This window comes from Clostridiales bacterium (assembly GCA_015243575.1).
In the GTDB taxonomy this organism is placed as follows: Bacteria; Bacillota; Clostridia; order Peptostreptococcales; family Anaerovoracaceae; genus Anoxybacterium; species Anoxybacterium hadale.
The window spans coordinates 1,538,847-1,561,360 of record CP042469.1 but is presented as its reverse complement, the minus strand read 5'-3'; the positions used below and the strand labels follow the sequence as shown (position 1 = coordinate 1,561,360).

The following is a 22,514-nucleotide window of genomic DNA, read 5'->3' as shown; positions in this document are numbered from 1 at the left end:
GAAATGCTGTTTGCATTAAAACCAGAAACGAGAGAAAGAACCCTGATTCACGCTGGCGGGAGGGTCATTGGTGACGGATACTTCACCGTCATAGCAGGGCCCTGCTCAGTGGAAAGCAGAGAACAAATTGACGGTATGGCACAGTCCGTGATGGCAAGTGGTGCAGCCATACTCAGGGGGGGAGCCTTCAAGCCCAGAACATCGCCGTATTCCTTTCAGGGATTACAGGAAGAGGGACTGAGCCTTCTTCTTGAGACTAAGAGAAAGAGGGGCTTGCCTGTCATTACAGAGATCATGAATCAGACACAGCTGCCGCTGCTTGAGGAGATCGATATCATACAGATCGGTGCCAGAAATATGCAAAATTTTGATCTGCTGAAAGAAGTGGGACGCTGCAAAAAACCAGTCCTGCTGAAAAGGGGCTTGGCCAATACCATTGAAGAACTGTTGATGAGCGCGGAATATATCCTGGCAGAAGGGAATGAACAGGTCATCCTATGCGAGCGGGGTATCAGAACCTTTGAGACCATGACTAGAAATACACTGGATCTGTCTTCTATACCGCTATTAAAAGAAAGAACCCATCTTCCGGTTATTGTTGATCCGAGCCACGCGGCGGGAATCAGAAGCCTGGTGGGCCCTCTGTCCAAAGCCGCAGTGGCGGTGGGCGCAGACGGGCTGATGATCGAAGTGAACCTTGACCCGCAGCATTCCCTGTCTGATGGGGATCAATCTCTGAGCCCGGAGGATTTCGACGTACTGATGCAAGACATTCGCCAAAGAGTCTTTTTTGAGAAGAAAAGGCTGGGCTGAGAACTGACTGAAGAAAAAGGGTGAGCTCAATTCAGTTGGGTACCCTGTCAGAATGAGTCGCTCATTGTGTTTTAAAGACAGCAAAATGCTGCGGTATTGGAAAAGTACCGCAGCATTTATGACGGAGACTGAAACAGTGCAGCACGTCTTTAAGGGGCTGGAAAAAAATAGTGTCGCGTACGACACTATTTTTTTTATCGTCTTCTTGGTCTGCCGCCGCGTCGGTCGTCATTGCAGACATCGCAGACCGTGTCGCAGATATCTCTTTCACTATCAACGTCCCCGCAGTTTTCCCGTGTGTCGCTTTCTCTGATCTGATTCGGGAATAGTGACGGGAAAGTTGCACAGATTGCGGATACCTGAGGCTCCAATTGAACGAATCCGGTCGATAATACGCAAAGCTGCACCGGAACCACAATCTTCTTTTCACATGTAACGCATAATGCGACGATCAGATTTGCCTTGATTGTACCATCAGGACAGATCGTGATATCTCTTCCTATGCTGTTTGTAGCCAGTCTGGTTTCACAGGCCGGATTACAGAACTCACCAAAACGTGGCAGAAATGCACTGTTTTTCGTGGAAGGCATGCAGAGCTCAAAGAAGTTGGTGAGCACCAGCGGATTTCGATCATCGGCAATATTTACGTTGGCACAGACACTGAATACGACCTCGCGGTCATTTCTGTCACTCAACAGTAAATCAATTGTTACCAATACGTCTCCGGTGATGGCGATGTTTTGGGTACCGAAAATCGGAGTCCCTTTGCATTTCTCATCGCATTCTTCTGTATCTGCATAAAGAACCTTTTCAGAAAATGTACCGTCGGGGCCAACCACGCGAATGGGTTCGCAATGTGCGTCCTGAATGAACGACGCACCTGAAATGGTTGTATTGACGTCCAGTGTGAGGTTTGACGGGTCTTCCACATTTAGCGGATTAAAGAACCTCTTGCAGCGAATGTCTATGACCCTTCTGATTCTGTGCCCCCTGGGTATTGCAGGTGAAAAGCACTGATTGGTCACAGTTTTCAGCCCTTGAAGGTTAAAAAGTACCGCGTCATACACCTTCTGAACAAAAATAGGTTCGGATGAAACGTCACTTAAATTCCCGCTAAATTCACAGAGCTGGTTAGCATTGCAGCATTTTTGAAAGAGGTCCGGCGATATGTTGCCACCGAAACAACTCATATATTTCCCTCCTTTAACCGGTCTTTCATTATTTCTTTTCAAGGTCAGTATATTCACAGTGAAATGTTTGTGTTACTTTGATTTCTTTCTGAGAATAATAAAAATAGTTTCTATAGAGTACCAATACTGGGTTTTCTAAATAACAGGGCATAAAACGTTGGATGTCTGGTGTAAATATGTGAAGGAAATAAAATGAAACGATGGTATAAAAACAGCTACCGTATCAATATTGAACACAATTTAGGAGATGGAGGGGGAGTCAGACATGGACATACTCTGGAACTTGCGCTGATGATCGAGCATCCGTCTGACGTCGTATTTCTATCATATCCGAATCTGGATGAAACGGTGCATCGCTATTTGGAGGAATACGATAAAAAATATCTGAATGAATTGGAGAAGTTCAGCAACCTGCCTCCTACGGTGGAGCATCTGGGGGAGCTTTTTTTCGAGGAGCTAAGGGCAGTCTTGCAATTAAAGGATCTGACCTTGACATCACTGGAAATCAGCGAAACTCCGCTGCGGGTATATATCGTATCAGCTCCAACGGTCAGGAGCCAGAACCGGGTCTTGGAATCTGGTGGCTCAGTGCGGCCGCAAAAGTTGAAGCTGATGCAGAAGCTAATGCCGATCTTGATGCCGATCTTGATGAAGAAGTTGATATTGCTGCTGCTCGTGGTCTCGGCAGCGGTAACGGGAAACATGGGTGCCGGCGTTCTGAAGGTTTATGCACAGGAGGAGGCTGGGGGCTATGGCAATATTCTTATCGATGGATATTTTGACGATTGGGAGGACAAGCCTCATTCTTACGTCATCAATTATGTCAGCAGCCAGCCCAAGAATCAGAAAAACTATCATTATGCATCCTTGTTTTGTGATGGCGACTTTGTCTATCTGCACATTAAAATGCTAAGCGGGTGGAAATATTCGTTCAATGGAAATGAGTACTATTTTCAGATCAATGACAGGTATCGCCTGAATGTCAACATTCTAGATGCTAACGGCAGGTCTTTTCCAAACGGAAATGCGCCGCTTGGAATACAAACCGTATATGTGAAATACAAAAATGACGGAAGCATGTACGACAATAGAGAGGTTGCAGGCTCGCAGGCCTGCCTGTATATCGGCGGCCCCCAAGAGCAGGATGAGCTTGAGATGAAGCTTCCTATGGCAGCATTTCAACTGAAAAACCCCGGGCTCAATCTGGATAATGTGAGTAAGATTGAGATGTGGTGTCCAAATCTGATTGTACGCCAGCTAGCGCTAATCTCTGTGGGAACTTCAACAGGACCGATTGCAGGGATTCTGCTTTGCCTTGGAATGGTCGCTCTGATTTTGTTTTTCCGTAACAATTGGGGATCGAATCGCAAAGGTCGGATTTGGAGATTGAGACAGAGATGATCGGAATCATATTGTATGGATTTTTGTGGGTGATGGGCCTTGCTGCTCTTCACCATGCTAAGCTGAGATTCTGGAAGTTCCTATGGGGCTGTGTGGGTTTATTTCTCCTGCTCATGATTCTTGTTGAGCCGGTATTGACAATCTACCTGTCACGCTACGTATCTTCCGCTGCCGGCTTGCTGGGAGAATGGACCAATACCTATTCCTCTTTTTTCGAGTACGGGATTTTATTAATTGAGAGTAAGTCTTCCTCTATTTCGCTGTCGGTAGATTATGAATGTTCCGGTGTGATCGAAATACTGGTATTTTTATCACTGCTTTGGTTCTTTCCAGTATACCGGTTTTCTGAAAAAATAATGGTCAGTATTGGCGGTGTATTATGGATCTTTACTGCCAATGTCCTGAGGATCCACCTGATTTGCATTTTAATCTATCTCTTTGGAAATGATATCTTTTATCTTGCCCATACGGTAATCGGAAGGCTGGTGTTTTACGGTTTATCGGTAATATTATATTTCTATGTATTTACAAGGGCTCAGATTGTCCGGCAAAAGGTAGGGGGATTTCGCTATGAGCATCGTTGATTATTTTGCCAGTCCCATTGTTTTTTGGATGGCCTGGGTCATTATTCCGCTGCTTTTGGAGATCATCCCGGCACTGGGCGGTGTTCTCATTCTGATCAAGAAGATGTTTTTCGGTAACAAGGTAAAAGACGAAGTCTATTATCCCGAGATCTGTATCATCATACCGATCTATAACTCTGCGAAGACTCTGAGAGCATGCATTGCTTCCATTGATCATTCGACGTATCCGAAGCACATGATTCGTATTTTGCTGGTTCACAATCAAGGATCCGATGACAGCTTTCTTGTGTTTCAGCAATGTCAGAAGGAGTTTCCGGAATTGATGATTCAGTGGCTCAGCGCAAAGCAGGGAAAGTCCAAGGCATTAAATCTAGCGTTGTTCAACAGCGAGGGGAAATATATCATTCATATCGATAGTGACGGCCGTCTTCAATCGGATGCGCTGAGCAACCTCGTCCAGAGGTTTGAGGAAAATTCCGGTATTCATTGCATGACGGGGGTCATCCTGACGGATTGGGAGCTTGTAGAGGAGAGCGACAAGCGGAGCAGAAGGCTGCTGCGAAGACTTGAGTTTCTTGAATATGCACAGGCATTTCTGGCCGGTAGAAATTATGACTCGGAGCTGAATATGATTTATACCCTTTCCGGTGCTTTTTCTGCTTTTCGAAAATCCACGATCTTAAAATCACAGCTGTATCATACCGGAACTGTTTCTGAAGATACCCAGCTTACCTTTCAGGTAAAGCTGCTTTTGAAGCAAAGAGTGCACCTATGCGAGAATGCGATCTTCTTGTCAGAACCCATCCTCGGGCTCAATGAGCTTTACACCCAGAGACAGCGATGGCAGCGGGGCGAACTGGAGGTTTCAAATTTATTTTCACATAGCAGAAAATCCATTCCCGGCAGGCCGATGATCAAAACACTACTTTATGACCATACCTTCGCCTTTCCAAGGATGATCTGGTATTTCGCTTTGGGCTGTCTTGCATTTAAGAATTATTCAATGGTATTGATCTTATTTTCCGTGGGTCTGATTTTCTTACTGTATGTGCTGACCGCCTATTTGTATTATTTGACCATCATCGGTTATCTCAGGGGGTTTGGGCAGCTGCAGCGCTATTATATCGGTCTGGGAGGACTGGTAGCACTGCTGCCTTTTTATAACTTTGCTGTATTTTGGATTCGGCTTGCGGGAATTATCAATAGCATCGATACCGAAAGCAGCTGGAAAACGATGAACCTAACAGAAGAGAGAAGCAAGGCGTCTGCCTCTGTCCGAAGGGTTCTGGCAGTACCCTATTCCTGGCTCAAAGCTTTAAGAAAAGCGGTGAATCGACACATAGAATCGTAAGCGAAGGGAATGAATCTGAATGGAATATCTATTTAAATCGCCCGGTTCCAACGGAAAGAGGATTATCTTTGTGATCCTTTTCTCTTTGGGTATGCTTCTTTTCATCGGATACGAAGGGCATAGGGAGCAGAAAATCATGCTGGAGCATTATGGCCAAGAGCAGCTCCTTTTGGTGCAGCAGGCAGTCTTATTTTCAGGTGCTAACGCGGGCAGCAATTCTGTTTCTCTTATGTGGGAACAGAAAATGCTCCGCTACCTTCAGGATTCTACGGCCACAGGGAGCCGGTACTGGATTTTATCCAAAGAAGACAGGCTTCTGTTTCTGCGAAATGATTCACTGACAAAACAATACACAGCGAAAGGACTCGCTGGCTATTTTACAGCTGAGAAGAATGCAGATTTCCTTCGACGCCTGGCAGAGGAGGAAAGCTTTTCGGCTCAGGTTGAACGGGCGGGAGAAGGGGAGTTATTAGCGTCGGTAAAAACCTTTACGGCAGAGGGAGCTCGTTACACCCTGATTCTCTGCACAAAGACTTCCTATATTATGTCACTGAATCAAATGCTGGCACACCAGACGTACCTGATGATGGCGGCGCTGCTTCTCAGTGCTGTGGCAATCATCGTTACGCTGATCTTCAACGGAGAGATATCCGGTGCGGAAGAGAAAAATCGAGCTTTGAAGGAGGAACTGCAGCAGCGAAATCTGCAGGTTATGGCTTTGAGCGAGGGGCAGCTTGCTGTGTTTGGGAAAGGGGAGCCTGCTGCAATGGAAGCAGGAGAGTTTGATGCTGCAGCGAAAGGGGCGTCCGCAGCTATTGGTGAGGCGGGCACAGTATCATCGGAGAACCTCAGATATCGTCAATATAGGCTGAAATTCTACCTCAATACCTATCATTACATTTATATAGATGGCAAACCAGGTGAGCTGCATCCCCATACCTGGCAGATGACTGCTCAGGCGGTGAACCAGAAAGACGGGATCATTCTATTTAATGAAGTAGAGCTTAAGATTGATGGAATCCTTGAACGATATCAGGATCAGACTCTCAATGATATCCCTCCTTTTGACGTATTAAACCCGACACTCGAGAATATCAGCGAGTACTTTAAAAATGAATTTGCCTCGGTTTTAAATCAGTTTGGATGGCAGCTGGTACGGTTCGAATGCAGTGAGACCCCTACTAGAGCGTACCTGATCGATTTGGGATCTTCTGATGAGTAAGGGGGGGCGGTATGAAAAATACATTTTCGGGAATTCATTCCACCGGAGCTGAAAAACCAGGGCGTATCGTAGCTGAGCCTGCGCTGGGTGCTATCATCGTGCTGTTTCTGATCTCTTTTATGTTTGGTCTTTTCTTAAAGGGTGGCTACCTGGCTCTCGATGGTGCCGACACGCTTTGTCATTTATATCGTGCTCAGGAGGTAAGAGTCAATCTTTCGCAGGGAATCTTATATCCCCTCTATGATCCAAAATGGTATAACGGGGTGGAGTTCATGCGGTATTGGGGACCCGTTCCCCTTTATCTATTGGCACTGATTCAATGGGTTTGCGGAGGAAATTCACTTGACAGTTATCCGGTATTTTTGAGTCAGGTTCTCTTTTTTGGTTCCTGCGGCTGGCTATGCTTTGGTATTCGATACAAAAGAGTGGGCTGTGCGCTGACCATCGCATTGATTTGGTTCTTTTCTCCTGAGAATATTCGTATCTGTACCACTGATGGAAATGTTCCGAGAATTGTGATCAATGCGCTGCTGCCCTGGTTCCTGTACACCGTCTGGCAGGTTGCGGAGGAAAAGCGGGTGGGCCAGCTTCTATGGGCAATGTTGATATTTCTTTTTATCCTGCTGAGTCATTTGGGAATTGCACTGATTGTATTTTTTTCTGTGCTGCTGGTTCTGCTGCTCCATGGGATCAGCAGAAAGGAATATAGGCCTCAGGCAACACTTGCAATTTCGTTTGTACTTGTGTTTTTATCTGCTGGGCTTTGGCTAGTGCCTGCTATGTTTGGCGGAGCCATTACAAATTCCAATACCAATCAGGTGATGCAATATTTCTTTCAATCCATCTGGACATCTCTTTCTCCTGCTGAGCGGCTGAAAGGAGATCTGCTGATCTTCTACTACGGAATTTCCTTTGTTGGGTTAGGGGTGGCGGGAGCCTTTTTAAGCCTCAATAGAACCAGGCTCTTATTTGCTGTTGGGATCATGTTGTTTCTATTTACGGGGGAAGCGGCCTACAGACTTTTCTCTCAGCTTCCGTTCAGTCAATTTCTTTGGATGATACGGTTTGTTCCCGTATCTGTTGCGTTGATCCTCATGGGGTTTCTTCTCTGGGACAGCTTAAAGAAACCGCTTCTGCTGGTCTTTTGTCTCCTGTTGGTGCTGGACTGTATTCCCTCGGTAACCTATCTGATCAACCTGAGACAAGCCAATTTGTCCTCATCCGATATCCTCGTGGAACAGTCTGCCAAAATTAAGGGACTTCAGGAGGCAAAGGCGCTTACCCGTCAGCGCATGTCGGTGATGGATCTCAGCACTTATGGTTCTTTTGCACCCTATTACATCGCAGGTACAGCGCCAAAGGTCCGGTATGCCTTTGGAGCGGGATGGGAAGGCGCCGCCACAGGCTCAAATTTGGTGCGTCTGAACAGCGCTCTGGAGCTTGGACACTACCGGTATCTGTTTGATCGCTCTTTGGAGCTGGGAATTGATGTGATATCCGTACCCTTGTCTGTGCTCAAACGCCCCGGTGATTCAAAGAGCTTGGAGCTGGCGGGAGGCCAGGCTGGATATCAACTGATTACAAGAGAAGAAGGCCATCTAATCTTTCAGCATCCCGTTTCAGGTGAATTCGGAACGGTGACGGATTATTTAAATCTTGCAATTGGAACATCGGCCAGAGATATTGCGCTGCTCTTTCCCAATTTTGAGGAGGGTGATTCCAATCGATTGGAGGATTACACTTTGGAGGAACTGGCAAAGTATAAGATCATCTATCTTTCAGGCTTTTCCTATGAGAAGAGGGCAGAAGCGGAACTGTTGCTGAAGACCCTTGCGGCTCGAGGCGTAACGATCGTCATCGACATGAATCAGATTCCTCTGGATCGGGAAACCGGTAGTCATCAGCTGTTTCGGGTATTTTCACAGCCCATTTCATTTACTGAAGGCTTTCCTACCCTGCAGTACGATGGAATACAATATCAGCCAGAGGGTTATCCGTCGGATTACAGTGCCTGGAATACGGTGTATCTTGACGGTGTGTCCCAGATCAAGGGACAGTGCGAATTTCAAAACCGCCAGGTTGTATTCGCAGGTACAGCAGAAAATCCGCGAATCTATTTTCTTGGTTTAAATATGATCTATCTTGGGATACAGACTCGAGATCCGGAGGTGATCAGAATGGCGGAAGCAATCTTTGGTGAAGCGTACGGCACACTTCCAAAACGGGAGCTGGTGCCAATCTCCATAAATTTCTCGGGGAAAGAAGTTCGGATCGACTCCCCCAGAGCAGGAGTCAATACCGGTCTTGCTTGGCTGGATATTTTCTACACGGAACAGGAAATCGAGAGGCGCCACAACCTGATTGTTGTACCACAGGGAAGAACGGATCTTCAACTGCGATATCCCTATTTACTGGATGGCTTTGTGATCAGTCTCTGCGGTCTGATACTCAGTGGGGTGTTTTTATCAAGATTGAAATATCTTTTTCGCCTTGGGATTCTTTGGCGAAAATCAGGGTAAAGTAAAAGAAGAGGAAGAAAAAGATCTATGCAGTGTTCCCTAGTGAAATAAAGGAGGGGATTGATATGAAACGAAAAGAAATCTATCTGGCAGGAGGCTGCTTTTGGGGCCTTGAGAAATACTTGGGAAATATCCCGTCGGTATTGGAGACGGAGGTCGGATATGCAAACGGAAAAACGGAACATCCAACTTATGAAGAGGTTTGCAGAAAGAACACCGGCCATGCAGAGACGGTTCGAGTTGTTTTTGACAGTGAGAAGCTAAGCCTGGCAGGACTGCTGCGCTTGTATTATAAGGTAATCAATCCCACTTCTCTGAACCGTCAGGGCAATGATGTGGGAAGTCAGTATCGCACGGGCATTTACTATGTTGACCAAGAGGATTTACCCGTTATCCAAAGCTCACTTGAACTGCTCCAGCGGGAGTATACGAAGAAAATTGCGGTGGAAGTCAAACCTCTGCTGAATTACTGGACAGCGGAAGCGTATCATCAGAAGTACCTGGATAAGAATCCAGGAGGGTACTGTCATATCCCTGGACATTATTTTGAAGAAGCCAAGCATTCTTCTGATCCCTTTTTGTATTCTTTGCCGGATAAGGAGGATCTGAAAGAACAGCTCAGCTCCATTCAATATGAAGTGACAATGAAAAACGGCACAGAACCACCTTACCAAAATGAATATTGGGATCATTTTGAAGAGGGGATTTATGTGGACATTACCACAGGAGAGCCCCTATTTACATCTCTTGATAAGTTTGAAGCCTGTGGCTGGCCTAGCTTTGCGAGAGCGGTGAGCACCGAAAGTGTCAGGACGAAGCGTGACTTTTCCCATGGTATGATACGCGATGAGGTCAGGAGCGGTGCTGGAGACATTCACTTGGGTCATGTGTTTGAGGACGGCCCAAAAGAGAAGGGTGGTCTTCGCTACTGCATCAACAGCGCAGCCCTGCGTTTCATACCGCGAGAAAAATTGATTGAGGAAGGCTATGGCCAATACCTCGAATTGTTTGCAGCTCGCAGCTAGACTGAGTGAAGAGCGGTTGATCGCGGTGAAATCGGCTGTTGGAATGATTTTGCTACACTCTCCGCTAAAATTAAGCAGAATGTTCATTCGTTGTCAAACACGATTACGGCCAGGTTTGTTTGACAATATGAACATTGTGAAATGAAGCGTCGAGAGTGTCAAAACCGAGACCTGACGATTGAGACTGCAATCAATGCCTTCACTCAAGCTGCGAGCAGTACATGTGTTTTTCGGGTATTAGCCATAATCGATAAAATTCAATTCACAAAAGGGTTTATTTTTGATATAATGAAACAGGCTATTATTTGAAACCGATGGGGTTTCAGAATAAGGATTATGGGGCAGGTACTTTGAGCAACGTTGGACTTGCCTTTTCTATTGGGATATCCCTAAAAAATATAATGGTTGGATACGATGAAATTCAATACTGATTACTATGATACGGATTTTGAAATTTCATATCAAGGCAGCAGGATTCTCATTAAAAATGACGGGCCTGAAGGGGAACGTCTTTTTATCAATGACCAGATGCAGGATCAAAACTTTGAGCCATATGATGGATATTTGAAAGGAACCCTTGTCAATGAAGCGGGTATCGAGGAAACCATCGAAGTCTATCTCGGCGGTCCTCAAACATCAAATTGCATCATCGAGGCGAACGGTGAAGCGATCTACTCTTCCTTCGAACCGGTAAGACAAAGATATGTGAAAGAAGAGAAGAAGGAGACAAGGAGAAAGCGGCCTAGTCTTATGCTGCCCTTCATCATCATTCTTCTCGCTGCAGTTTTCATGGCGGTTGCGATCCCAATGATGCAGGGGAGAAGTTCTTTTGATGGAAATGCAGAAGAGCCTGCAGGGGAGATCCTGAAGGCAGAAGCTCCTATTGAAGAAGATCGCAGTGATGAAGCCATTTGGGAAAGCGGACTCACCGGCTCGTCGAGCAGCGCTGACTTCATAGAGCGAGAGTATTCCTGGCTCTATGGCAAAAATGTTTGGTCATACGAGATGAAAATTCCCCGAGCTTCCTACGAGTATTATAAAACCGTAGACCGACAGAAAATAACAAGCTATAGTTACTATGTAACGGATAATAGTGATGATGAGTATCTTGCTGCACTGGGACAGAAATTTAAAGAAGCTGCGGAGCAGGAACATCATTCCGATTTTGATATGGTCAAAAACATCGTTCTTTTCGTCCAGAATCTTAATTATGTGGATGACAAGGTGGGAACCGGCTATGATGAGTATCCCAAATTCCCTTTGGAAACGCTGGCTGATGAGGGCGGAGATTGTGAAGACAGCGCAATCCTCCTGGCATCCTTGCTCAGGGAACTGGGCTTCGGAACGGTTCTGATCCAATTTCCGGATCATATGGGCGTTGGAGTACGGGGGGAAGAATCCATACAGGGAAACTATTTCGAGACGGATGGGATCCGGTATTATTACATTGAAACCACTTCTCCCGGCTGGGAAATCGGTGAGATTCCGGAGGAGCTGAAGACGAAGCCTGCCAGAATCTTATCTCTCGTAAGATAGGCTGCGGAAGAATGGTTTATACAAAACATTACGGAAGAGAACTGTAGAATGGCCAAAGTGAAAGAAATCAATCTAGAATATGGGTCACCCATTGCAGATACAGCGGTGAGAAATATGATAAGCCAGCTTGGAACGTGTAAAGGACAGGGCTATAAAGCAGTGATTCTTATTCATGGCTATGGTTCTTCAGGGTTAGGCGGAGGGATCAAAACTGCAGTGAAGAGCAAGCTCCGGGAATCAAGCCTAAGCGGGATTGTCAGATCCCACTGCGGCGGAGAGTCGTGGTATGAAAGAAAGCGCGAACTATTGGTCTTATGCCCTGCGTTATCTGACTATCAAAGGAAAATCGATGGTAATTATGGCGTCACCGTTGTAATATTAAAATAGCAAGCAGAAATAGAATGAAGTTTTAATAGAATGATTTCATTTTAATATAAAAAAATTGCGCGCGAGAGGTACAGGAAGTGTAAAATGGGGATAGGAGTTATTCGAGGCGATATCACAAAATTAGAGGTGGATGCCATTGTCAATGCAGCGAATGAAACCCTGCTTGGCGGGGGTGGTGTTGACGGTGCCATACATAAAGCAGCAGGAAAGGATTTGCTTGCAGAGTGTAAAACCCTTGGCGGCTGCAAAACTGGTGAAGCTAAGATTACAAACGGATATCGGCTCCCTGCAAAGTACGTCATCCATACCGTTGGGCCAGTCTGGCACGGCGGAGAGCAAGGGGAACCTGCACTTCTGGCCGAATGTTATAGGAACAGCTTGTGCCTGGCGCAGAAAAACGGAATCAAAACCATTGCTTTTCCGGCCATTTCGACTGGTGTTTACGGATATCCTAAGGAGCAAGCTGCAGTAATAGCAGTCAATACGATTCGGGATTTTCTGAAGGACCATAATATGGAGATCATCCTGACGGCTTTCGGAGATGTGGATGAGAAGCTGTATCAGAAATTGATCACACAGTGAATGAAGACAAAGGAGGCGCTACAGCCATGGCTGATCAAAGGAATGTCACTCAAGCCATTGATTCATTTTATGAAGAAATCATCGACAGGTATAAGGAGCTGGAACGGCAAGTTGCCAGTGAATCAAAGCTCCTGACGATATTCAGGAAGGTTGACTATAAGTCTCGCATCGCCAAGCTTAAGGAATTAAAGAAAAAGGCGCAAACAATCAATCTTAAAAAAATTGAAGTTGACCAAGAAGATGAGTTTTCCATAGATGCCAGAGATCAATTGGGAAGATGCATAACGATCTTTGTTGATCTGATCAATTTTCAAGTTTCTTTCCAAACAATGCTCTTAAAGAAGAGCGAAGGGGAAAAAGTACAAATGGTAGATTACCGAAAAGCGGTTTATAATGTCCAGAAAGCCACAGAAACATTACAAAACGGACTGCGCAACATGGACGCAGTCTATGCAAATTTAGAGGAGAATCAATGATAACAGTAACAAATGTAAGCTTAAATTTCAGCGGAACAAACTTATTTAAAGATGTAAATCTCAAATTCACACAAGACAACTGCTACGGGATTATCGGCGCCAACGGTGCGGGTAAATCCACCTTCCTGAGAATTCTTTCGGGAGAGCTGGAGCCATCAACCGGTGACGTCCACATTCCTCCGCATATGAGAATGTCCGTACTGAAACAGGATCATTTCGCTTTTGACAATTTTACGGTTTTGGATACCATTATCATGGGCAATGCAAAGCTGTATGAAATAATGAAGGAGAAGGACGCCCTCTATGAGAAGGCAGATTTCACCGATGAGGACGGAATCAGAGCGTCAGAGCTGGAAGGCGAATTTGCTGAGATGAACGGCTGGGAGTCTGAATCTGATGCAAGCAGGCTCGTTCAAGGTCTGGGACTTGGAAACGATATTCTTTATCAAGAAATGAGCTCATTAACCGGTAACGAAAAGGTTAAGGTCCTTCTGGCTCAGGCACTATTCGGCAAGCCTGATATTATCCTGCTGGATGAGCCTACCAATCATCTGGATATTATGGCGATCAATTGGCTGGAGGACTTCCTCCTGGATTATGACGGAACAGTTATTGTAGTTTCCCATGACAGACATTTCCTGAATACTGTTTGTACCAGCATCGTAGATGTAGATTACGGCAAAATAAAAATGTTTGTCGGTAACTATGAGTTCTGGTATGAATCCAGTCAGCTGATACAGAAGATCCTAAAGGATCAAAACAAGAAAAGTGAAGATAAGATCAAAGAACTGCAGAGCTTTATTCAGCGGTTCTCAGCAAATAAATCCAAATCAAAACAGGCGACATCCAGAAAGAAATTGCTGGATAAGCTGACCGTGGAAGAACTCCCTGTTTCCTCCAGAAGATATCCTTTTGTTGGATTTTCCATGGATCGAGAACCGGGTAAGGAAATCCTCACCGTGGATGGAATCAGCAAGACCATTGACGGCGTTCAAGTATTGAACAATATTTCTTTCCGTGTGAACAAAGGAGATAAGATCGCCTTCGTTGGGGAGAACGAAATTGCAAACACAACGCTGTTCCGAATCCTCATGGAGGAATTAGAACCGGATGAAGGAACCTATAAATGGGGTGTGAGTATTACCAATTCGTACTTCCCCATGGATCACTCTTCCTTCTTTAACGATTGTGACCTCAACCTGGTAAAATGGCTTGGTCAGTTTACGGAGGAAACCACAGAGACTTTTATGCGGGGCTTTCTGGGAAGAATGTTATTCTCGGGAGATGATGTATTTAAGGCAGTGAAAGTTCTGTCCGGAGGAGAAAAGGTGCGGTGTATGCTGTCCAGAATGATGCTCTTCGGCTCCAACGCGCTGGTTCTGGATCAGCCGACGAATCATCTTGACTTGGAATCCATCACTGCAGTCAACAATGGACTCATTGATTTTAAAGGTGTCATCCTGTTTGCATCTCATGACCATCAGTTTATTCAGACCATTGCAAACAGAATCATTGAAATCAAAGAGGACGGTACGATGATCGACAAGTCCTGCACCTATGATGATTATATCGAAAACGCTATTTCGTAATAGAGGCGCGTTTCTTTATTAAATTAAAAGCTACTTATGATGGCTTTCGCACTTCAGGGTTTTCCTTGGAGTGCGATTTTTTATAGATCTCATTGAATCATTTCTTTATTTGCTTTCTATTCTTTTTGAAACTGATTTTAATTGCTGGATATTTTTTTATACAGTACTTTACAAAATGTATAATGAATGATATGATATTTGTATAATTAGATAAATATCTAAATAAACTGAATTAGTGATTCAAAATAACATAAATTTTATTTATAAATGTTTCTTTTGAATAGCATAGCTTAAGGTTTTGTTTTGAATCATGCAGCTTCGGAGGAAAAAATGTCCAATCAAAATAGTGTTTTTAAAGCTCTGTCAGATCCCACAAGACGTAAAATCTTGCAATTACTAAAGGAGAGGGATCTAACTGCAGGTGAGATTGCGGATTCTTTTTCCATATCAAAACCTAGCATCAGTCATCACCTTAACCTGCTGAAGCAGGCAGATCTGGTGATGGATGAACGGCAGGGACAGAATATTGTGTATTCGCTGAATACCACGGTTTTTCAGGAGCTCTTGGGTTTTTTTCTGAATTTCATTGATAAAGAGGAGGTTGATAAGAATGAAATTTAATCTAAAAAAGGAATGGCCGTTTCTTATCCTTTTGGTGATACCGGTGATTTCCGGATTTTTCCTATATTCCCATATGCCGGATCAGATCCCCATTCATTGGAATGCAAATGGCGAGGTGGACAATTATGGATCCAGACTCTTTGGAACATTCTTTCTTCCGGCACTGAATATTTTGCTGTATGTCATGTTTTTAATTATGCCGAAATTTGATCCGAAGAGGGCAAATTACAGCAAATTTGAAAGCTCATATAACGTGATGCGCTATGCTACCCATCTGCTGTTCCTCTTCCTGTTTGCAGTCACGTCTGCAGCTGCTCTTGGCTATGACGTTAATATTGCGAAATTGGTTCCGTCAGGGGTTTGTGTATTGTATATCGTTTTTGGCAATATCATCGGCAGAGTCAGACACAACTATTTTGTCGGGTTTAAGTTTCCCTGGACTCTTGCAAATGAAGAAGTATGGAAAAAAACACATCAGATGGGAGGCAAGACCATGGTTTTGGGTGGTATCGCTGCCCTCATCGGCGTTCTGGCAACCGAAGGCACACTTAGCTTTGCCATCATGATGGCCGGAATCTTGCTACCCGCGGCCTTTGTGACAGTGTACTCATACCTTCTCTTCCGCAACCTGGAAAAATAAGCTGTGAGCTTCTTAAGACAACCCATTTGTTGTTACGCCTCCCAGTGCATCAGGGTGAAGCCGCATCCAACGGCTTCGCCTCCAGTTCACTTCGTGAACTGCTGTCCGTTTTGCCAAGCCAAGCAAGCTTGGGGCAAAAAGGCAACGCCTTCACCCTCAGCTGGGAGGCGTAATAACTCAATAAGGCTGCTGATAGAAGCTCAGCGCTTGATTTTCTTTCAGCATTCCTTCAAATACTTCCCAAATTGATTCTTCGCCTTGGCGCAGCTGCCAACAGGCCGCACCGGCGAGATCATACTTGGATATTAGATTAAGTCTGTTTGATATGGATCGGGAATCCTCGATCCATATTTTTGTGTGATAAGGATCTTCTGGGTATTCGATATAATACTGTTTTTCTGTATCCCGCCACGTCGGTGTCAATTTCTTTTCTTCCATGAGACTTCTTATAGCAGGCATTTTTGCTGCGGGATTGGTAATGACCTTGCCTTCACTGTCCACTGTCCAGATCCTTGTGTAAAGGGGGATTCCGAGGAGCAGCTTTGAAGCAGGAACTTCCATTAGCGTAGTCTGCACCGCTTCTTCCACCCAGGGAAGAGAGGCCACAGAACCTGCAACTTTACTGCCGGAATAATGCTCGTCGTAAGTCATGATCACCAGATAATCTACGTACTCTGCAAGTGCAGCCCGATCATATTCTATGGTCCATGGTCGGGGAATCAATGTGTCAATGGAAAGAGCCAGCCCTTGCCGCTGGGTATAATTTCTCAGAAGAGCAGTGAAGGCAACAAGTCCTGCTGCATCTTCATCTGACACATCTTCATAGTCGATATTGATTCCGTCCACATCATAAAGGCAGGAATAGAAGAGATACTGGGCTACTGATTTGTTGAGCAGTTCCCAATTTTGAAAGGTTTTCGTTGTAAATGCAGTGGAGCCTTTGGTTGACATATTATTGGTTATGGTAGCCCAAACCTGATAACCTATGGCATGAGCAGAGTCTGTGTAGCCTTTGTCTCCGTTGTTTTCCACATTTCCGCCTCCGTTTGTGATCAGGTGAAACCATGTGGGAGCGAGTATATCCAGCCCTGGATATTTCTGAGCAGGTACGCTTGGTGTAATGGTGCCGGCGTAATCCCAGGCAAGGCTAATTTTTTCTTCTTCTCTGTGTTGGATCATTTTCTTAGGCGCGTAAAAATCAACTTGAGCAGGATCGGCAGCCGTCATATCGTGATACATTCTGATCGTAGTTCCAATGATGGAATACTTTGAATGAAAAAACTGAACGGTAGTATTAAGCGGAAAGTAAAGATTGCTTTCTATCTCTCTGAGAGGGATAAAAACGCTGCCTGCATGCTCTTTTACAAACATTGTTGTTGTCTCATCGGCCATCACAATATTCTGAACCGAAAGATCGATCTCAAGCCTCTTTTCTGTTTCGTTCACTCTAATCCCTGAGTTTTTTAAATATGTGCCGATGAGCGCTATCGGAAGATAAGGTGTATTCTCGATGTAATAACCCCTCTGAAAGAGCATTTGATCATTGTAATATAGCAGATAGATATTCCTGCCTGTGTTGTCAGCGAGGAAATAAAGCAGAAGAAAACTATTTATTCCAGTAACCGCTATGACAAAAATGATCAGCCAGGACAAGATCCGTTTCTTCATTGAATACCTCTTTTATGAATCATGTGAAAGATGGACATAACTTCTTGATTTTAATCCATTATATATGATAGAAGCATTGGTTGCCAGTGCATCGTATTTCGAATGTGCATAGTATTTGTAAAGGAGCAGAATTTTATGAAGGACAACCCATTCAGGCTGATCAGCGCGCTGGTTGTTGCGGTAATTGTATATTGGTCGGTTTCTTTAAATTTTAATGCGATTGGCCCGAGGGAGGGAATCCAGTACAGCGCAGCAGGAAATGAACCTGCAGTCGTTGAGACGGAGCGGAAGATGCGCCTGAATGAGGATCCTATAGAGGGACTGAAGAATCAGATTTTGCCTGAGAAGAAGGACGGAAAAGAAATGGAGACCTATTCGGTGCTGCCAGAGGATCTAAATCACAGTATCTTTATCAATCGCGTGGATGGCTATTCCATCCGTATTCCCAAAAAGATCAGTGTTGATATGTCGTTGTCTGGAATCCGATCGGTACTGGAAAATGAGGATCTTCGGATTGAAGTCTACCGTCAGCCAATGAATACAAATGGGGGTGAAGGCGTCCAGAGTTACGTTAATTATTCGAATTTGTTTGTAGAAAACAAAGTTGACCATAAATTGGAACGGAAAGAAAAGATAACACTCAATGGAGAAAGAGAAGCCTATTTTTTGAAATGGTCTAGAAAAGCGCTGAGCCGGGTGGAAAATGATCGGTGTTTCTATGTGTCAATTGATGTTCCACTGAGCAAGGATGAGGTTATGACGTTCTTTTTTAAGAGCAGCAAGGCTCTGGATGATCAACGATGTATTCAAATTGCGTCAAGCTTGCAGCTCGTTGATAAAACAGCAGAGCCATATATCAGAACCATACATCAGATCGAGAATAAAAACTGGAACCAAGAGACTCGCAGCAGGTATCGTCAGCTTTTCCTGGAAAGCGAGAGGCTTCAATGGGGTATTTTTGAAACAGATGCACCGCTTAATTTTAGCGAGCTAAAGAAAATTGAGTCAAAACTAGGCTTCACGTTTCCCATCCTTCTTTACTATACAGGGCTTCTTGAAAATTCGGATCAGCACCCCAATCTTTCTGCTGCGCTTGAAAATGCAAAACGTGAGGGACGGCTTCTCGAACTGACCCTTCAAACTGTGGAACAGGCCCCGGGAAAAGGAAACATGGTTTACGATGTTCTGGATGGAAGCTATGACCTTTATCTAAAGAATTACGCCGCTGAGGTCGCGGCTTCAAAGGCACCTGTATTGTTCCGCCTTGGAAATGAGATGAACGGTGACTGGTGCGTTTATTCTGCGCATCACACCTCTAAGGATACAGAAATATTTCAAGAGTTCTATCGGTATGTGTATTCCATCTTCAGAAATGCCGGTGCTGATAATGTAATCTGGGTTTGGAATCCAAATGGCAAATCATTTCCAGACTATAAATGGAACGAAGAATTATGCTATTATCCGGGTGACGAATATGTTGACGTTATTGGGATGACAAGTTACAATACCGGCACGTATTATCAAAGCGAGCATTGGAACGAATTTGACCAATTATATGACAGTCTTTATGCCAAATATGTGCAGCGCTACGAAAAGCCTCTCATGATCACAGAGTTTTCGTCCAGTAGTGTGGGAGGGAACAAGGAAGATTGGGTTGCCAACATGTTTCAGCATATTGGTAAATATGACAAACTGCGGGTTGCTGTCTGGTGGGACGGATGTGACTGGGATAGTGAAGGCAATGTTGCACGCTCCTATTTTATTGATGAGTCGGATGATTTGGTCCGTCTCTTCAGGGACAATCTGGCGCGCTTTCGCTAGTGTGATGTCCCGTGTGGAGAGCGACCTGTCGAAAGAGCGCAGCAAATACCTTCCTTGTCTGCTGCGAATCGCAGCAATATTGTGAAGCTTGTATGAATTTATTCCTCATTTTCTTGTTTTTTCGTCGAAAGTATAATAAAATAAATGCATTGTTTTTTAGTATCTTTACCGCTATCATGATGAAACGGGAGTGCATATATGTTTGAACAGTCGATGAAAACCATCTTAATAAGAATTTACGATAAAATGAAAACCGCGGCATACGAGAAATCTACGGATTACCATGCTGCCTACGGAGTTGTGGGTATTGCGGCAGCAGCAGCAGTATTGCTGAAGCTGCTGCTCTTTTATCAGCTCATTGGTGTGACTGCCAACGTTTTCTTTGTTTGGCTCATCAGTGCTTTCTTTACATATGTTTTGTTCACATCCTTCAGAAATAAATGGATCCCCACTGTCGTGTTTTTATTGCTGACCATCTTAATGTTTTGCGACGTTACATACAGCAGCTTTTTTAATCGTTACTTATCTGTTGCAATGCTGGGTGCTGCAGGTGTTTTGGGGGATATTACAGAGAGCATTAAAGAGGTTATTAAACCTTGGTTTTTCCTGCTCTTTACCGATGTGGTACTGATTCTGGTGACACTGAGTTCCAAGAGATCACGGGATCGCAAAAATGCAAACGATAAGGAACACGAAGCGGATGAGGCACTGGTAACATCAGACAGCGGCTCTGATGAAGGATTCGAGAAATGGCTGGCAGAAGAGATTGAGACTTCCAATTCAATCGCCTGCGAAGTGAATGATGAATCCAGTAACTCTAATGAATCTAGTGAAATCTGTAATAATGTGCATGGAGAAGATTGCGATCAAAAACCCGAAGAAGGTTCTGATGACATTGCCGCAGAAATCGGTAATGAAGAATTGAGCGGCAAGGAAAGGGCACTTCCTCAGCGGGTAAAGAACGCAAAGAAGGACAAACAGCAAAGAATCAGGCTTTGGCTGGCTTCTCATAAAAAGCAGGTTACTGCCATTTTGATGATATTGCTGCTGATATTTAATGTTACGGGAAGCGGATTTATTACCTCCGTATCGAATCAGGAGTTTTACAGTTTTCATCTGAAAGATATTGTACGAGCGATAACTGGCGGCGGTGATCCGAATTTCGAATATGCGGTTTCGAACAGCTACGACAAAGAAAAAAACGGACCTCTGTTTGGTGTTGCAAAGGGTAGAAATCTCATTGTAATTCAGATCGAGTCCCTGCAGAATCTGGTAATCAACAAGACTTATAATGGTCAGGAAATCACACCAAATCTGAACCAGATTATAAAAGAAAACACGATCTATTTTGATAATTATTATCAGCAGATTGGAAGCGGGAACACTTCCGATGCTGAATTTGCAACCAATAATTCCATCTATGGAACGTTGTCAAGTTACACCTACAAGCTCTATGCAAAGAACTATTTCAAAGGACTGCCCAAACTTCTCAAGGAGCAGGGATATGAAACGGCCGTATATCATGCATATGAAGACAGGGATTTCTGGAATAGAGAAGATGCTTACTATAGCATCGGTTTTGATACCTATTACGGAGGAATCGGCGGAACCGAAAACGGTCAGTTTGATATGACAGAATGGATGGGATGGGGACTAACCGACTCCGAGTTCTATAAGCAGGTAATGCCGTATGTCAAGAATATGACTCAGCCGTTTTACAGCTTTATCATATCCCTATCCAATCACCATCCTTTCCAGATGCTTGATCACTACAAATTTATCGATCTGCTCCCGAAGGATGAAGGCACAATCTTTGGCAACTATCTGAATAGTGCAGCCTATACGGATTATGCGCTGGGTCAGCTGATGCAGGAACTTAAGGATGAGGGGATCTATGATAATTCCATCATTGCATTTTATGGGGATCATCTGGGACTGCCCAAGTCAGATGAGGAGATCTTCAAATCTGTGTCAGATTTTATCGGTAAGGATTACGACTTCGATACAATGATGAACATTCCGTTGATTATCACGATTCCCGGAGCGGAGCAAAATGTCAACCAAACAGTGAGTGTGGCGGGAGGGCAGATGGATTTTCTTCCAACAATTGCATATCTCATGGGATTTGATGCCCTTGATACCGTTTATTTGGGTCATAACCTGCTTACCATTGATTCGGGTTTTGTAGCAGAACAGACCTATATGACAAAAGGCTCGTTCTTTGAGGATGACATCGTATATGAGATGTCCAGGGACGGTGTATTTGAAAATGGACGAGCGTGGAATAAAAAAACCGGGGAATCCATACCCGTCAAGGATTGTTATGAAGGGTATCTGAAGTCAATGAGCATTATCAATACTTCGGAGTATATTCTGAAAAATGATGTGCTGAGAAAGATCTATCTGGAAGAGCAGGATGCTGTAAGCGCGTTTTCAACAGGAGCTGTTACAGAATATCCCGATGAGATTGTCGTTGCAGGCGCTCCGGATAAAACCCTGATGGGTACCAATTCTCTGGAGGCCTTGAACGCATCCTATGATGCCGGTTATCGCAACCTCAAGGTTGAGATCTGCTGGACAGAAGATAAAGAAGCGGTGATGCTCAGCTCATGGAAAGAGCTTGGCAAGTATTTTACAACAGGGGTAGATTCAGAAATCACCTTGGAAGCATTTCAAAACCTGAACATGAGAAATGGACTCACCTCCATGGATTATCTGGATCTGATTGCCTGGCTGAAAGAGCGTCCCGATGCCGTTTTGGTTGCACAGGCTGAGCGGAGCTCTGATTGGTTCATGAAAAGTATGAACAGCTATGCAGGCAGTATTATGGATCAATTTATCTCTGAAGTTCCCGGCATGGTGGAATACACTGGACTGTATCATTCCATTTTGAACATAGACATCGGTGGAAATACGGTAGAACAGATATTGGAGTTTATTAAACTGAATAACGTACCGGCCATCGTTATGTCAAAGGAATCAGCGGAAGGCTCGTACAAATCTGTCAAAAATTCTGGGAGTACCATTTACATACGAGATGACGAGACTGGTATCATCAGAAAAACATACTAGAGCACTTGTTAATTTGT

The 22,514-nt window shown here is 44.4% G+C and carries 17 protein-coding genes and 1 pseudogene; 16 read left to right on the top strand and 2 right to left on the bottom strand.

What is annotated here, in order from left to right:
- Positions 1-3: 3 nt before the first annotated feature.
- Positions 4-813: a 3-deoxy-7-phosphoheptulonate synthase gene (gene aroF / locus FRZ06_06805; GenBank protein ID QOX63070.1), complete on the top strand. Its 810-nt coding sequence runs from the start codon at positions 4-6 to the stop codon at positions 811-813.
- A 311-nt stretch (positions 814-1,124) separates the two neighbouring features.
- Here the strand turns inward: aroF and FRZ06_06800 are convergent.
- Positions 1,125-1,880, bottom strand: a pseudogene (locus FRZ06_06800) (hypothetical protein).
- 315 nt (positions 1,881-2,195) lie between these two features.
- Here FRZ06_06800 and FRZ06_06795 point away from each other — a divergent pair.
- The 13 genes from FRZ06_06795 (at position 2,196) to FRZ06_06735 (ending at position 15,936) form a co-directional block, all read left to right on the top strand.
- A complete protein-coding gene (locus tag FRZ06_06795) occupies positions 2,196-3,404 on the top strand; it encodes a hypothetical protein (protein ID QOX63069.1) in 1,209 nt (402 codons plus the stop codon).
- The gene (gene xrtG / locus FRZ06_06790; protein ID QOX63068.1) at positions 3,401-3,988 is read left to right on the top strand and encodes an exosortase family protein XrtG; all 588 of its coding nucleotides are present in this window, start codon (positions 3,401-3,403) and stop codon (positions 3,986-3,988) included. The genes FRZ06_06795 and xrtG overlap by 4 nt, the downstream gene beginning before the upstream one ends.
- Positions 3,975-5,339, top strand: coding sequence for a putative glycosyltransferase, exosortase G system-associated (locus FRZ06_06785; protein QOX63067.1), 1,365 nt, complete (start codon positions 3,975-3,977; stop codon positions 5,337-5,339). The genes xrtG and FRZ06_06785 overlap by 14 nt, the downstream gene beginning before the upstream one ends.
- A gap of 19 nt (positions 5,340-5,358) precedes the next feature.
- Positions 5,359-6,561 carry a hypothetical protein gene (locus FRZ06_06780; GenBank protein ID QOX63066.1) on the top strand — a complete coding sequence of 401 codons (1,203 nt, stop codon included), beginning with the start codon at positions 5,359-5,361 and terminating at the stop codon, positions 6,559-6,561.
- Positions 6,562-6,572: 11 nt separating this feature from the next.
- Positions 6,573-9,080, top strand: coding sequence for a hypothetical protein (locus FRZ06_06775; GenBank protein QOX63065.1), 2,508 nt, complete (start codon positions 6,573-6,575; stop codon positions 9,078-9,080).
- Positions 9,081-9,145: 65 nt separating this feature from the next.
- Entirely contained in the window at positions 9,146-10,105 is a 960-nt protein-coding gene (gene msrB / locus FRZ06_06770) for a peptide-methionine (R)-S-oxide reductase MsrB (protein QOX63064.1), read from the top strand.
- A 414-nt stretch (positions 10,106-10,519) separates the two neighbouring features.
- Positions 10,520-11,641 carry a transglutaminase domain-containing protein gene (locus tag FRZ06_06765; protein ID QOX63063.1) on the top strand — a complete coding sequence of 374 codons (1,122 nt, stop codon included), beginning with the start codon at positions 10,520-10,522 and terminating at the stop codon, positions 11,639-11,641.
- 48 nt (positions 11,642-11,689) lie between these two features.
- Positions 11,690-12,028 carry a hypothetical protein gene (locus tag FRZ06_06760; protein ID QOX63062.1) on the top strand — a complete coding sequence of 113 codons (339 nt, stop codon included), beginning with the start codon at positions 11,690-11,692 and terminating at the stop codon, positions 12,026-12,028.
- An 84-nt stretch (positions 12,029-12,112) separates the two neighbouring features.
- The gene (locus tag FRZ06_06755; protein ID QOX63061.1) at positions 12,113-12,610 is read left to right on the top strand and encodes an O-acetyl-ADP-ribose deacetylase; all 498 of its coding nucleotides are present in this window, start codon (positions 12,113-12,115) and stop codon (positions 12,608-12,610) included.
- A gap of 26 nt (positions 12,611-12,636) precedes the next feature.
- Positions 12,637-13,086 (top strand): hypothetical protein, encoded by a 450-nt coding sequence (locus FRZ06_06750; GenBank protein QOX63060.1) that lies wholly within the window; start codon positions 12,637-12,639, stop codon positions 13,084-13,086.
- Positions 13,083-14,675 carry an ATP-binding cassette domain-containing protein gene (locus tag FRZ06_06745; protein QOX63059.1) on the top strand — a complete coding sequence of 531 codons (1,593 nt, stop codon included), beginning with the start codon at positions 13,083-13,085 and terminating at the stop codon, positions 14,673-14,675. Before FRZ06_06750 ends, FRZ06_06745 begins: the two co-directional genes overlap by 4 nt.
- A gap of 330 nt (positions 14,676-15,005) precedes the next feature.
- A complete protein-coding gene (locus tag FRZ06_06740; protein QOX63058.1) occupies positions 15,006-15,296 on the top strand; it encodes a winged helix-turn-helix transcriptional regulator in 291 nt (96 codons plus the stop codon).
- Positions 15,286-15,936, top strand: coding sequence for an SdpI family protein (locus tag FRZ06_06735; GenBank protein QOX63057.1), 651 nt, complete (start codon positions 15,286-15,288; stop codon positions 15,934-15,936). The genes FRZ06_06740 and FRZ06_06735 overlap by 11 nt, the downstream gene beginning before the upstream one ends.
- 177 nt (positions 15,937-16,113) lie before the next feature.
- Here the strand turns inward: FRZ06_06735 and FRZ06_06730 are convergent, their stop codons facing one another.
- A complete protein-coding gene (locus FRZ06_06730) occupies positions 16,114-17,604 on the bottom strand; it encodes a hypothetical protein (GenBank protein QOX63056.1) in 1,491 nt (496 codons plus the stop codon).
- Between the two features lie 102 nt (positions 17,605-17,706).
- On the opposite strand from FRZ06_06730, the gene FRZ06_06725 reads away from it, so the two are divergent.
- Together FRZ06_06725 and FRZ06_06720 are read left to right on the top strand one after the other, a co-directional pair.
- Positions 17,707-19,425, top strand: a complete 1,719-nt coding sequence (locus FRZ06_06725; protein QOX63055.1) for an endoglucanase — start codon at positions 17,707-17,709, stop codon at positions 19,423-19,425.
- A 198-nt stretch (positions 19,426-19,623) separates the two neighbouring features.
- On the top strand, positions 19,624-22,497 hold the full coding sequence (locus tag FRZ06_06720; protein QOX63054.1) for a sulfatase-like hydrolase/transferase: 2,874 nt from the start codon (positions 19,624-19,626) through the stop codon (positions 22,495-22,497).
- The last annotated feature ends 17 nt before the right edge of the window (positions 22,498-22,514 follow it).

What these genes read in the sequence shown, in the direction of transcription:
- FRZ06_06745 (QOX63059.1), top strand. Translation starts at nt 13,083, where the DNA reads ATGATAACAGTAACAAATGTAAGCTTAAATTTCAGCGGAACAAACTTA.
- FRZ06_06740 (QOX63058.1), top strand. Translation starts at nt 15,006, where the DNA reads ATGTCCAATCAAAATAGTGTTTTTAAAGCTCTGTCAGATCCCACAAGA.
- FRZ06_06780 (QOX63066.1), top strand. Translation starts at nt 5,359, where the DNA reads ATGGAATATCTATTTAAATCGCCCGGTTCCAACGGAAAGAGGATTATC.
- FRZ06_06765 (QOX63063.1), top strand. Translation starts at nt 10,520, where the DNA reads ATGAAATTCAATACTGATTACTATGATACGGATTTTGAAATTTCATAT.
- FRZ06_06735 (QOX63057.1), top strand. Translation starts at nt 15,286, where the DNA reads ATGAAATTTAATCTAAAAAAGGAATGGCCGTTTCTTATCCTTTTGGTG.
- FRZ06_06785 (QOX63067.1), top strand. Translation starts at nt 3,975, where the DNA reads ATGAGCATCGTTGATTATTTTGCCAGTCCCATTGTTTTTTGGATGGCC.
- FRZ06_06725 (QOX63055.1), top strand. Translation starts at nt 17,707, where the DNA reads ATGTGCATAGTATTTGTAAAGGAGCAGAATTTTATGAAGGACAACCCA.
- FRZ06_06730 (QOX63056.1), bottom strand. Translation starts at nt 17,604, where the DNA reads ATGAAGAAACGGATCTTGTCCTGGCTGATCATTTTTGTCATAGCGGTT.
- msrB (QOX63064.1), top strand. Translation starts at nt 9,146, where the DNA reads ATGAAACGAAAAGAAATCTATCTGGCAGGAGGCTGCTTTTGGGGCCTT.
- FRZ06_06720 (QOX63054.1), top strand. Translation starts at nt 19,624, where the DNA reads ATGTTTGAACAGTCGATGAAAACCATCTTAATAAGAATTTACGATAAA.
- FRZ06_06795 (QOX63069.1), top strand. Translation starts at nt 2,196, where the DNA reads ATGAAACGATGGTATAAAAACAGCTACCGTATCAATATTGAACACAAT.
- FRZ06_06760 (QOX63062.1), top strand. Translation starts at nt 11,690, where the DNA reads ATGGCCAAAGTGAAAGAAATCAATCTAGAATATGGGTCACCCATTGCA.
- FRZ06_06755 (QOX63061.1), top strand. Translation starts at nt 12,113, where the DNA reads ATGGGGATAGGAGTTATTCGAGGCGATATCACAAAATTAGAGGTGGAT.
- FRZ06_06750 (QOX63060.1), top strand. Translation starts at nt 12,637, where the DNA reads ATGGCTGATCAAAGGAATGTCACTCAAGCCATTGATTCATTTTATGAA.
- FRZ06_06775 (QOX63065.1), top strand. Translation starts at nt 6,573, where the DNA reads ATGAAAAATACATTTTCGGGAATTCATTCCACCGGAGCTGAAAAACCA.
- aroF (QOX63070.1), top strand. Translation starts at nt 4, where the DNA reads ATGCTGTTTGCATTAAAACCAGAAACGAGAGAAAGAACCCTGATTCAC.
- xrtG (QOX63068.1), top strand. Translation starts at nt 3,401, where the DNA reads ATGATCGGAATCATATTGTATGGATTTTTGTGGGTGATGGGCCTTGCT.